Origin of the sequence: Marinicella litoralis (assembly GCF_002591915.1) — a bacterium.
In the GTDB taxonomy this organism is placed as follows: domain Bacteria; phylum Pseudomonadota; class Gammaproteobacteria; order Xanthomonadales; family Marinicellaceae; genus Marinicella; species Marinicella litoralis.
Map to the genome: position 1 here is coordinate 844,556 of NZ_NIHB01000002.1, position 12,330 is coordinate 856,885.

The window sequence follows — 12,330 nt, forward strand, 5'->3', positions numbered from 1 at the left end:
ATTTCACACTCATTAATATTAAAATTCTTACTCAAAAATCACCGTTTATGGCATAAAAATAATGCCCACACACAGATCGTCAAACAATGATTATCTGAAAAACACTCAATCACCGCTATCAAAATATTGCTCAAACAGCAATGTATGCTTTCTTAGAAGATTATGCCTTTTTGAAAGTCACTCGGTGTGATGCCAAAGGATTGTTTGAAACTGGTAGACATGTGACTGTGACTGGAAAACCCATAATCACAAGCCAGGTCAATTAAATCCATTTGATTGTGTTGTAACTCAAGTGTTAAAGAGCGCAATCGTTGTTGTGTTCGGTATTGATTAATCCCTTGGCCATTGATACTTTTGAAAACCCGAGACAAGTGAAAAGGTGATGTGTTGTGTAACTTTGACAATTGCTGTAAAGATAAGTTAACACTTAAGTCTGACTGTAAAGTTTCTTTTACAGCTTCAATCAGTCGCTTATGCCGTGCTTGTTTTTTATAAAATAAACAGTCTTGTCTCTTGTGCTGAGACAACAGCTCATGAAACAACATCAGCACCTGCTCTTCAAGGGTTAAAGCATCAGGTTGCTGTTCAGCCATAACCTGTTTAAGAATGACTAAGTGCTGTAAAAATATAGGTGCAGGACAAGGCATGTTTTGGGCATTGAAGTGATGCCGTTCACTGGCCACGGCTTCAGACAACAACTCATCTGAGATTTTAAACCAATGACAATAGTCACCGGATTGATGGATGGCGTATCTTTTGTATGTCTGGCCTTTGTTGTAAAAATTGACCAAGGTTGGATCAGCCACAAAAGGATCAGATCCATCATGCTGAATCCAAATGCTGTTTTTAGGAAATACTATGATGGGGGATTCCACAAAACCGGCTTCAAAGAAACAGGGGTCTTGTGGGTTAACAACAAAAACACCCACCTCTATTAAGTCAGTTTTAAAAAGAAGGGTCTCACTCATGCATCCATTCTAGCAAAAAAGCACAGCGGTATCCGACTTTTGAATTTACCTCGAGTCAATCAGAATATAGACAACTTGGTCTCAGTGGTAAATTTCTCAAGAAACTTCAGCCCGCGATAAGAGTTGCCTTTTTCATTCAGCCTAGGAGACCACACAGCAATGCTGAAATGCTTAGGTAGAACAGCAACAATACCACCACCAACTCCACTTTTTCCTGGTAAACCCACTTTATAAGCAAAATCACCGGCTTCATCATAAAAGCCACAGGTCAGCATGATTGCATTCATTCTTTTGGTCTGACTTGGATTAAGTAATACATTATTCATATCTGGCGTCTGCCCATTGTTTGCAAAAAACAAAAACACCTTTGCCAATTGTTCACAATTAACTGCTATTGAACAACAATCAAAATACAAATTCAAAACATCATCAACGCCGTTATTGATGTTGCCCAATGATTTGATGAAATTGGCCAGTGCGACATTTCTAAAACCCTCGGCTTTTTCAGAAGCAGCCACTTTGGTATCAAAGTATATACTTGGGTCTCCGGAAACTGACCTGATCATATCAATCATCGCTTGACGAGGGTCTTCATATAGATCAATCAGTATGTCACTGATGACAATAGCCCCAGCATTTGAAAATGGGTTTCTCGGTATCCCTTCATCGTTTTCTAAAGTACCCAATGAGTTAAAAGCAGTCCCTGATGGCTCAACCCCTACCCTCTGCCACAGTTGCCCACCCAACTTGTTATAGGCCAATGAGAGCAACAAAACTTTCACAATACTTTGAATGGAAAATCGATCTTGCCAATCACCTACATGAAATACCTGACCATCAACTGTCGTTAAGCAAACACCTAATTTCTCAGAATCCACCGCCGCCAATTCCGGGATGTAGGAAGCCACTTCACCATAGTTTTTATGTTTTATGATGTCATGGTAAATGAGTTCAATTACATTTTGTAAGTCAGGCATAAGTAAAACTCCTCAATAGGCTACATGGTTACCAAAACTCGAATAGAGTCCAGCTGAGGTTGGGTTTGACCTATCGCTGTTTGGGCCAGTTCCAAGCTATTTTTCAAATATTCGATCTCATCATCTCTGACTTGTCCATTGTGACTGGCTAATTGCTGCAATCGTTCAATTTCATTTGATATACTTTGCTTCACTTGTTGTTCAGCTTCAAGTTTCAATGCTGGCAATTGTGCTTGCATCAGCTCATCGGCTTTTTTTAACAAACGTTTAATGACTGATATTTTGGCTTTAAGCACTTCGACTGCCACATTCATTGGTACTGAGTTTTTAAATTTTCTGATCAAGTTTTCTGTCAGTTTGTCACCCACATCAATACCTGCTTCTGCCATTAAAAATCGTTGATTGACTGGCGGCAAATATCGCGACAGCTGCATACTGCTGTTGCCCGTTGATTGAATTAAATACCGACATTCCAAAAATATTTGCCCACCGTTCAAACCAGAGTTTTGTAAAACGGCAAAGGCGGTATTACCAAGCTCCTGAGTTAAAATCAGTTCAAGTACTTCTGTCACCATGGGGTGTTCCCAAGTGATGTAATGAAAGGTCTCATTGGCCAAGGCAATTTCACGGTCATAGGTAATGGTCATACCATCTTCTAACAAATAAGGAAAATACCCATGCATCTCGTCTGTAGGTCGAATGATCTCGCTGCCTGAGCGATGTTCCTCATAATGCACATTGAATAAATCAAACACTTTGTGCATGAATTTTTCTAACCGAGCCGATTGTTCAAACGCTTCTGCTTGTTCTTTTAATAAAGCAGCTTCCAGTGGCCGACATGAATTGTATTCCAATAACCTGTCTCTACCACGTGTCATGGATAACAGCAATTCATCACTCAACTTGCGACTTTTCTCAATCAAGTCATCCAATGCTGCTGGCTTGAGTGTCGTTTGTAAGTCACTTTGAAAGGCTGTAAATACATGGTGTGCAGCTGGATTGGTTTTATTGAATAAGTCCAAGCCTTGGTGATACCATTTGAACCATTTTTCTTGTGCTGTATGCTTCAAGTATGGCACATGTATTTGAATGGTTTCCGTCTGCCCAATCCGGTCTAGCCTACCAATTCGCTGCTCTAATAAATCCGGATGTCCAGGTAAATCGAAAAACAACAAATGATGAGCAAATTGAAAATTTCGACCTTCACTGCCAATTTCTGAACAAAGCAATATATGGGTGCCATTGTCTAAATCTGCAAACCACGCGGCGGCTTGATCTCGCTCAATCAGACTCATCCCTTCATGAAACACCGCCACATGAATACCATGTTGATCTCGATAGTGTTGTTCCAACTGCAAAACAGTTTGTGCCTGAGATGCAATCACCAATATTTTTTCATGTTTCAATTGTTTGCTTTTACCAACCAACCATTTAACCCTAGGGTCATTATCCAGCCACTGTAATGGATCATCACACTCAAGGTGGATTTCAGGAGTCAATGAGGCCATGGCTTGTTGATTGGATTGGTAAATTTCAGGTGACTCCAAAGCATCATCATACAAAGCCCGTTGAGGGAAACCTTGCACCGAATGCCTGGTGTTTCTGAATAAAACCCTGCCTGTTCCATGTTGGTCTAACAATTGATTGATTAATGCCAATCCATTTTCTGGCGTTTCATTCAGTGAAGCAATTTGGTCCAACATATCTTGATGGACATGGCCTTTGAGTTGGTCATGTATGGTATTCAAAGGTACTTGATCATCCCCATTCACGCGCTGAATCAATAAATCAATGGCATCCGCCACAGATTCAAATTCAGCCTCTTCAGCAATGAATTGATCAAAATCATGGTATCGATCTGCATCAAGCAGTCTTAAGCGAGCAAAATGGCTTTTTCTACCCAATTGTTCAGGCGTAGCCGTTAACAACAACACCCCAGGTATTTTTTTGGCAAATGACTCGATCAATTGATAGGCCATGACAGAATCAGAAACGGTCTGTCCTTCTGTTAATTCACCATCAAACCATTCCAGGTGGTGGGCTTCATCAACCACCATCAAATCCCATTTGGCTGCCAAAATTTGTTCTTCTCGTACGGGGCTTTCTAAGATCATTTCTAATGGCAACAACACCAATTGCGCTGATTCAAAAGGGTTCTCAAAACCGCTGGAATGTTCAATTTCTTGACATTTTTCTTCATCGAATACACTGACTTGTAAGTTAAATCGACGTAATAATTCAACCATCCATTGATGCGTTAAACTTTCTGGCACGATGATGATGGCACGTTGGGCCCGATTGGTTAATAATTGTTGATGCAAAATCAAACAAGCTTCAATGGTTTTACCTAAGCCCACCTCATCTGCCAACAGCACACGTGGTGCATGTCTCTTACCCACTGAGTGTGCAATGTAGAGTTGGTGCGGCAACAGGGCTGTGCGACAACCTGTCAAACCATACAACGCAGAACGACTTAACCGTTGTTGGTGTATGCGTGCATTTTGACGCAAGTCATACCACTTCTGTTTATCAATTTGTGCATTCAACAAACGATCTGCAGGTCGATCTAAAGAAATGTTGTCAGTTATTTCAGATTCCGGGATAACGTCTTCTTCACCATTTTCTTTGACCCCAAAGAAAATATTCAGTCCATTAAGATTTTTAATTTCATGAATGGTTAATTTCCAACCATCTTTGTGCTGTAATAAATCATCAACTTGCGGTTCATAACGACTCAATGGTGCCGAGTCCTTGGCATAAATACGCTCTTCATCAACCGCATCAAATGCCACTTTAACCATCCGATGGTTTTCTCCTACGACGCGACCTAAACCCAATTGTAAGTCTGCATTGTTGATGTATCTTTGTCCTGTAATGAATTGCATATACTGTGCTTGATAAAAAAGTGGTGGTATTTTAACAGTGTTTAGCTGGCTTCCAACTGTTTCGCAAAAGAATCTGGCCTGATTGTTTTTTCTGGCTGCCGTCAGCTAAAATCCCAACATGCAAAATTTATTAGTCATATTCAACCCACAGGCTGGCAGTGGCCGATCTAAAACTTACCTACCATTAATCGAATCCTATCTACAAGGCCATGATATTGAGTACCAAATAAAGCACACTGAACGATCAGGACATGCCCAAGCAATGGTTGAATCAACTGACCTTTCACCATTCGATGGTGTAGTGGCAGCTGGGGGAGACGGCACTTTATTTGAAGTCATCAATGGCTTGATGAGTCATAAGGAGCGTCAAAGCATTTCATTTGGAGTCATTCCCGTTGGCACCGGCAATGCATTTTCACGTGAATTGGGCTTGTTGCCTACTGATTGGAAAAAAGGCATAGATGTTATATGTAAACAGCAAACCAAACCCATTGATGTAGGATACATACAGACCGCCAAAGAACACTTTTATTTCCTCAATATCGTAGGTATGGGATTTGTTGTCGATGCGGGTAAAACCACTTTAAAAATTAAACAACTGGGACAATCCGCTTATACCTTGGCCACCTTGTGGGAAACCATTAAATTAAAGGCTCATCCAGTCAAAATTGATTTAATTGATGAACATGATCAAACTGAATCCATAGACGAAGCATTGGTGTTTGTTGAAGTGGCAAACAGTCGTTATACAGGCACTTCATTTCTGATTGCACCTGATGCCAAAATCGATGACGGCTTGTTGGACGTGATCATTTTAAAGAAAATTTCACGAATCAAAATACTCAGCTTATTCCCAACCATCTATTCAGGTAAACACATTAATTACAAAGAAGTCGAATGCAGGAAAGTTAAAAGCATTACCATCAGAACCACAAACCCCATGGCACTGATGCCAGATGGTGAGTTTAAGGGACAGACCCCAGTGACCATCACGGTCGTCCATCAAGCCTTGACACTGTTTTTTTAATTGACTGTCAACCAAAGTACAGGTCTTTGCGTTGAACCAATAAACAACAGGAGAAAAAAATGAAATCTTTGTATGTAATCATGACACTCATGGGATTTGTCTTAGCCACTGGGTGTCACGCTCACAATAAGCCTGATAAAGTTGTGGTGGTAAAAAAAGGAAACAACCACAAAAAAGTGGTGCTGATCGACAATGACCACAAACGACACAACTACAGAATAGTACAGGTTAAACCGAAAAATCATTCAGTCTGTAAAAAACACCATAAACATTGGCATTGTCTATAAAAACATGAGATTGAAATCAGCTTAAAGCAGCTGATTTCAAGCCCATTGAACATGTGATGACCTTTTATTCAAACTGATGGGTAAAAATATGATCATAGACCGGATAGACCAGTTGTATATATTGGTCAGCTGCAACTTGATCGATGGATTGTTGGTAGCCATTGGGCCAAATGATTTGGGCTGACACACTGGATGCATTGCCTAAGCCGAAATGTAGTATTTTTTCATTATTAGACCCTCTTGATTCACCCGCTCGTAGCTCCCTCATTTGTGAATTGCCTAAGGCATCGGTGACAATTATTTTGCTACCGATTGCATCTCGATTGACATCCGCACCTCCTCTCAACTTGAATCCAATCCAATGCTGGTTGTTGACTGTTGAATTTTTTAAAAATTGATAATTTAAATTGAATCTACCCACAGTCAAATCCAACCTACCATCCTGATCATAGTCTAACCAGGCAGCCCCTTCGGTGGGGTGAATGTCTTCAACTCCAGAGGTGGCGGTGATGTCAGAAAAAGTCCCGTTTTGATTGTTGTGAAACAAATGGTTGCTGACAGGTTGAGGTGCGCCTCCAGTGGTTGCTAGATACATGTCTTCCCAACCATCATTGTCGGTATCAAACAACAGGGTACTCCAACCATAGCCCGTGCTTATATTTACCCCAGCACTTTGAGCGACTGAACTGAAAATAGGTTCGGTATTGGTATGGGTGTTTTGCAATAAAATATGTTCATCTATACTGGAATAACTGAGGTCCCAATCCAAATCGTTGTCATAGTCACCTACAGCCACTCCCATACAATAGGCAGAATGATCTGACCCTTGAGCACCAGCCACATTGGTAAAACACCATCCACCACAACCTGGGCCATCGTTTCTTAACATCACATTGACTTGATGCTTGTCATTGGCAAAATAAATATCCAAGTCATTGTCCATGTCTATGTCAGTTAAAACCAGAGCCAGGGTGGATCTTGATATTTCTACAGGATCAAGCACACCATAAATATCTGTAAATGTCAGGTCCCCATTGTTAAAAAACACATGATCCAAATCATTGGGATCATTTAAGTCAGGCGTACCAGACAAGGGGGTCACACCCAAGACTAAATCAAGTAATCCATCATTGTTTAAATCTCCCCATGAAACGGCTTCCGTTCTTTCAAGATGGTCAGTACCTGAACTGGTGGTGATATCAACAAACCCATTGCCTTGCTGGTTGTGTAATAAATAATTATTGCCCCAACAGGCCACATAAATATCTTGCCAACCATCATTATCAAAATCGGCTGCAGCAACTGACCCACATCGCTCGCCAGACAAATCTGGCACAATGAGTTGACTGTTTTCTATAAAGGATTGCCCATCATTAAAGTACAGTTTACTGTCATAGTCATACCCGGTTAAGTATAAATCCACATAACCATTGTTATCAAAATCTGCTGCCGCTATACCAGTCGACATTTTGTTGGCAAAATGAGGCATGTCAATACCTAAGGCCACGGTCACATTCTCGAAAGTAACCGCTGCTGACTGCTGCACAACCAATGCCAGCAACAAGAGTTTTTTATTTTTATTAAACATACCGTATATATACCAAAATCACATTTTTAAAACAATGACAACAGTCACCGATCGATTTGGCAATCAGACTCATATTGATCAAGCAATTGATGCATTTCAACTTTTCTTTCAGTGGATGCAAAGCTGGCATCGATGGCGTTGAATGTCATGCGGATGAGTTGCTCATCAGTTATTCCACAGTGTATTTGCACTTGCTCCATATTTTCTTGTAAGAAAGCGCCAAAATGCGCAGGGTCATCAGAGTTGATTGTTACATTCAAGCCCAAATCCAACATCTTGCCAATCACATGCTGGTTCATGTGCTCAAAAACATGCAAACTGGTGTTGGAACAAGGACATACGGTCAACGGGATTTGTGTTTTTTGTAGGTATGAGACCAAGGCTGGATCATCTAAACACCTGATGCCATGATCAATCCTATCAACACCGATGTCATTGATTGCAGACCAAATATACTCCGCTGGCCCTTCTTCTCCTGCATGTGCAACCACTGCCAATCCTGCTTGTTTTATTTCTGTAAAGACTTGTTTAAACAACTTGGCGGGAAAACCCATTTCTACTGCAGCCAAACCAACCGCAGAAAACCTAGTTGTGTGTTGTTTAAAAAACTGCCAGTCCTCCAGCGCTTTTTCTGGTCCAAGGTGACGGATGAATGTGGGTATCATTTGACCACTGATGCCAAAGTGTTTTTCACCTTCTTGAAAAGCAGCTTCTATGCCATCCAATACCATCTCTGCAGGTAAACCCCGATCTGTATAAGTTCTGATGTCACAAAATACTTCGGTGTGCATGATATTCTGTGCATGGCATTTAGCCAAATATGCCATGGTCAGTTGATAAAAATCCTCTGCACTTTGGATCACCTCAGTACCACGGATATAAATGTCAATGAATTCACTTAAGTCTTTAAACTCATAGGCATTTTTTACATCTTCAAGTGATTTGTAAGGTATTTTAATTTTATTTTTTTCAGCCAGTTGTAACAACATTTCAGGCATCATAGAACCTTCTATGTGCATATGTAATTCAACTTTAGGTAATTGTTTTATGAATTCAGACATCTTGTTTATGAAAAAAACATCACATCATACCATTTTCTTGTTGTTTTCGACTGGCACATTGGCTGGCTAAGACGTAAAATACTCGATTGAGATAAAATCATGACAGTGTATGAATACCGATTACTTAGATTTTGAACAACCCCTTGCTGAATTAGAAGCAAAAATCAATGAATTGCAAAATGTCAGCGATGACAATTCGATGAATATTGATGAAGAAATTCAAAGACTCAAAAGTAAACTGAAATCAAAGACCGAACAAATTTTTTCGAACCTATCTGACTGGCAAATTTCAAAATTAGCTCGCCACCCGAAAAGGCCCTACACTTTAGATTACATTGAAATGATGTTTACTGATTTTCATGAACTTCATGGTGACCGTGCCTTTGCTGATGATCTGGCAATAATTGGTGGCTTAGCAAAACTTGATGGTCAATCTGTGATGGTCATTGGACATCAAAAAGGGCGCAATACCAAATCAAAAATAAAACGTAATTTTGGCATGCCCAGACCAGAAGGTTATCGCAAAGCTTTGCGACTGATGCGTCTGGCAGAACAATTTAACATCCCTATTCTGACTTTCATTGACACCCCTGGTGCATACCCTGGAATCGGAGCAGAAGAACGTGGCCAATCTGAAGCCATTGCTAAAAATCTAGAAGTCATGTCTGATTTAAAGGTACCGATTATTTGCACAGTGATTGGTGAAGGAGGATCAGGTGGGGCCTTGGCAATAGGCGTTGGTGACCTGACCTTGATGTTACAGTACAGCACCTACTCGGTAATTTCTCCTGAAGGTTGTGCATCTATTCTATGGCGAAGTGCCGATAAAGCACAAGATGCAGCTGAAGCACTGAGCATCACCTCAAGCAAACTTAAAAAACTCGGATTAATAGACCAAGTCATTAATGAGCCATTAGGCAGTGCTTATCGCGACCCCGAATTTGTAGCAGAACAACTCAAATCAACCATTAATAAAGAATTAAACCGTTTAAGCCAATTGGATGATAAAAAATTGACTGATGCCCGTTATAAAAAATTAATGGCGTATGGTGCATTCACCGAATAATCAAACACTGATAAACCTTAAAAAATTACCCGAAGCTCGTCAATATTTTGTGGCTTTTAGCGGTGGAATGGATTCCACAGCCTTGCTGCATGTTTTGTCAAACTCTCCATATAAATCAAAACTGGTTGCCATCCATGTCAATCACAACATCAATGACAATGCCAAACTATGGCAACAACATTGCCATGCATTTTGTCATGACCGTGGTATAAAATTTATTACAGAATCGGTTACTCCTCATTCTCTCAGTGAAAATGACCTTCGTTCTGCCAGACTCAATGTATTTGATCAGCATCTCAAACCGGATGATTGCCTGTTAACCGGACACCATCAATCAGACCAAGCAGAAACCATTTTATTTAGACTTATTCGTGGTACAGGATTACTCGGCATGACTGCAATCGAGCCCCTGTCGAAACAATTCAAATACAGGGTATATAGACCATTATTATCGACATCAAAAAATGACATTCAGCAGTATATCAGCTCCCATTGTTTGTCATATGTAAATGATCCCAGCAATGATAACGATCAATACAGTAGAAATTTCATTCGGAATCAAATGGTGCCCATCATCAATCAATATCAATCTGATGGTATTCAACAAATTTGTTTAACGGCAAACAACCTGAAACAATCCCTTGCTTTGTTATCAGACTTGGTTGGAAAAACCAACCCAATCAAAGTCCAAGCCCATACAAAACCGAATCAACTGGCCACTTTCATTTATCATTGGTTACATAACCTGGGATTACGATCACCCAGTCACAAAAGGCTTTTGCAATTTTCTGCTGATTCCATGCAATCAAGTCATGACAAACAAACTGAACTCATCACTGATGGCTATAAATTACAATGTTGGAAAAAACAAATTTATGCTTTGAAGCTTATTACCCCCCCTTCCACAAAGGAACTTAGGCTGCAATTGACCACCAACAAGCCCATAGAATTGCCCTATATGACAGGACAATTGATCATGACTGGTAATCATTCAGCTTCCTTCAATGCAACAATTAAATTTTGCCAAACCAGTGAAGTCATTTTGCTCAAAGGTCATAAACACAGGCAAAAAATAAAAAAACTGTTTCAATCTCACGCCATCCCACCTTGGGAAAGATTGGTTATTCCTTATCTATATATTGATAATGAATTGATGGCAGTGGGTTCCTATTTCGTTTCTCAGAAATTCAATCTGCTTTTAGATGAATTAAATACAGAATATGAATGGCTATCTCCACAATTTCTTTTGTAAAATAGCAACATGAGCCAAACTAAAACTTTTGAAAACAACTTATCTCAACTTGCAGACATCATTTCAAAAATGGAACAAAGTGATGTTGGACTTGAAGAGTCATTAAAACTGTATGAACACGGCATCAAAATGACCAGAGAATGTCAAAAAATCATAGATGCTGCTGAGAAAAAAATTGAATCACTGATGACACAACAAACTAACAACTGATGCTTCACTATCAAAACCGAATCAATTCATTTTTAAGCAAACAAATCGAAGCATCAAGTAACGAGAACTCTAGACTCAAACAATCGATGCAATATTCATTGCTCTCTGGTGGTAAACGCATCAGGCCATTACTGGTCTATGCCACAGCAGAAAGTTTGAAGATCAATCTTGATACTGCGGACTACATCGCTGCTGCCATTGAGATGATTCATGCCTATTCATTGATTCATGATGATTTACCAGCCATGGATAATGATGATTTAAGAAGAGGAAAAGCGACCAATCACATCAAATTTGATGAGGCCACTGCAATTCTGGCAGGTGATGCTTTGCAATCTTTGGCCTATGAGACCTTAGCCAATACACCAGCAGATGCTCCTAATGTAGTAGCCATGATAGCAAAATTGGCTCAATTGAGTGGCATTGTTGGTATGGCCGGTGGTCAAAGTTTAGACTTGATGGCTGAAAATAAAAATATAGGAATGGCTGATTTACAAAAAATTCATGCAGCAAAGACCGGTGCTTTATTACAAGCATGTGTCCAACTGACCACTGAATTAAAAAACAACCTGGCTGATGATTGTAAAATCAAATACCATTTATTTGCGGAACATTTAGGGGTGGCATTTCAAATTGTTGATGATATTTTAGATGTTACACAAGACACTGAAACTTTGGGTAAACCTGCCAATTCCGACACCAAAAACAAAAAAGCCACTTACCCCAGTCTATTGGGCTTACAAAACGCCAAGGATCAAGCAGACCATCACATTAATAAAGCCTATCATTTGTTGGAAAATATAGAATTCAATACGGACATGTTAAAGCAACTTACTGCGTTAATTCTTCAAAGGAATCATTAAGTTAATTTGTCTTTTCAATGTTTCGCACAAATTTCAGGCAAAAAAAAGCCCCAACTTTGGTTGAGGCTTTTTTGGTATAAGATCCTGGCGATGTCCTACTCTCACATGGGAACTCCCACACTACCATCGGCGATGCTACATTTCAC

General features: G+C 39.9%; 11 protein-coding genes. 6 read left to right on the forward strand and 5 right to left on the reverse strand.

The features are described 5' to 3' along the window. Positions 1–152: 152 nt before the first annotated feature. From CCS90_RS10190 to rapA, 3 genes are read right to left on the reverse strand one after another with little or no spacing between them, the layout of a single operon-like run. Positions 153–968: a helix-turn-helix transcriptional regulator gene (locus CCS90_RS10190; protein ID WP_099019424.1), complete on the reverse strand. Its 816-nt coding sequence runs from the start codon at positions 966–968 to the stop codon at positions 153–155. A gap of 59 nt (positions 969–1,027) precedes the next feature. Further along, the gene (locus tag CCS90_RS10195; RefSeq protein WP_099019425.1) at positions 1,028–1,945 is read right to left on the reverse strand and encodes a glutaminase; all 918 of its coding nucleotides are present in this window, start codon (positions 1,943–1,945) and stop codon (positions 1,028–1,030) included. Positions 1,946–1,965: 20 nt separating this feature from the next. After that, positions 1,966–4,830 (reverse strand): RNA polymerase-associated protein RapA, encoded by a 2,865-nt coding sequence (gene rapA / locus CCS90_RS10200; protein ID WP_099019426.1) that lies wholly within the window; start codon positions 4,828–4,830, stop codon positions 1,966–1,968. A 118-nt stretch (positions 4,831–4,948) separates the two neighbouring features. On the opposite strand from rapA, the gene CCS90_RS10205 reads away from it, so the two are divergent. Then, positions 4,949–5,857 carry a diacylglycerol/lipid kinase family protein gene (locus tag CCS90_RS10205; protein ID WP_099019427.1) on the forward strand — a complete coding sequence of 303 codons (909 nt, stop codon included), beginning with the start codon at positions 4,949–4,951 and terminating at the stop codon, positions 5,855–5,857. Between the two features lie 59 nt (positions 5,858–5,916). Continuing rightward, positions 5,917–6,144 carry a hypothetical protein gene (locus CCS90_RS10210; protein ID WP_099019428.1) on the forward strand — a complete coding sequence of 76 codons (228 nt, stop codon included), beginning with the start codon at positions 5,917–5,919 and terminating at the stop codon, positions 6,142–6,144. Positions 6,145–6,208: 64 nt separating this feature from the next. Here CCS90_RS10210 and CCS90_RS10215 read toward each other — a convergent pair whose 3' ends face one another. Together CCS90_RS10215 and CCS90_RS10220 are read right to left on the reverse strand one after the other, a co-directional pair. After that, on the reverse strand, positions 6,209–7,732 hold the full coding sequence (locus CCS90_RS10215; RefSeq protein WP_099019429.1) for a CRTAC1 family protein: 1,524 nt from the start codon (positions 7,730–7,732) through the stop codon (positions 6,209–6,211). Positions 7,733–7,776: 44 nt separating this feature from the next. Continuing rightward, positions 7,777–8,793, reverse strand: a complete 1,017-nt coding sequence (locus tag CCS90_RS10220) for an adenosine deaminase (protein WP_099019430.1) — start codon at positions 8,791–8,793, stop codon at positions 7,777–7,779. Between the two features lie 109 nt (positions 8,794–8,902). Here CCS90_RS10220 and CCS90_RS10225 point away from each other — a divergent pair, with 109 nt between their 5' ends. From CCS90_RS10225 to CCS90_RS10240, 4 genes are read left to right on the forward strand one after another with little or no spacing between them, the layout of a single operon-like run. Next, on the forward strand, positions 8,903–9,859 hold the full coding sequence (locus CCS90_RS10225; protein WP_099019431.1) for an acetyl-CoA carboxylase carboxyltransferase subunit alpha: 957 nt from the start codon (positions 8,903–8,905) through the stop codon (positions 9,857–9,859). Next, positions 9,840–11,111, forward strand: a complete 1,272-nt coding sequence (tilS, locus tag CCS90_RS10230) for a tRNA lysidine(34) synthetase TilS (protein ID WP_099019432.1) — start codon at positions 9,840–9,842, stop codon at positions 11,109–11,111. Before CCS90_RS10225 ends, tilS begins: the two co-directional genes overlap by 20 nt. Positions 11,112–11,120: 9 nt before the next feature. Then, positions 11,121–11,321, forward strand: a complete 201-nt coding sequence (locus CCS90_RS10235; RefSeq protein ID WP_099019433.1) for an exodeoxyribonuclease VII small subunit — start codon at positions 11,121–11,123, stop codon at positions 11,319–11,321. Then, positions 11,321–12,184, forward strand: a complete 864-nt coding sequence (locus CCS90_RS10240) for a polyprenyl synthetase family protein (RefSeq protein ID WP_099019434.1) — start codon at positions 11,321–11,323, stop codon at positions 12,182–12,184. Before CCS90_RS10235 ends, CCS90_RS10240 begins: the two co-directional genes overlap by 1 nt. Positions 12,185–12,330: the final 146 nt, after the last annotated feature.